This is a genomic window from Pseudomonas sp. SIMBA_068 (genome assembly GCF_046534705.1).
Taxonomy (GTDB): Bacteria; Pseudomonadota; Gammaproteobacteria; order Pseudomonadales; family Pseudomonadaceae; genus Aquipseudomonas; species Aquipseudomonas putida.
Genome location: NZ_JAWRYI010001636.1, coordinates 1 through 237, shown reverse-complemented (window position 1 = coordinate 237; position 237 = coordinate 1). Strand labels below are relative to the sequence as shown.

The 237-nt window shown below is 61.2% G+C and carries 1 protein-coding gene; it reads right to left on the bottom strand.

The window, feature by feature from the left end; translation table 11 throughout:
- Positions 1–237: hypothetical protein (locus SB756_RS35280; RefSeq protein WP_410913907.1), on the bottom strand; the 237-nt coding region annotated here is incomplete at both ends.

Here is a 237-nt window from a genome sequence, read left to right as displayed (position 1 = left end):
CCTGATACCAGATCTCCGACTGTGCACGCGTATTGGTAAACACCAGGCAACTGCTGCTGGCGTCGACTTCGGCGACCACTTGCGGGAGCATTTTCAGGCCGATATGCCCGGCCCAGGGAAAGCCCTCAGCGATGGGGGGCAACAGGGTGTCGATTTTCAGTTGCTTGGCCGTTTGCCCCTGCACATTGATCCCGCCGCCGTGTGGGACCAACACCTCAAGCGCGTGGGCCTGGTTCC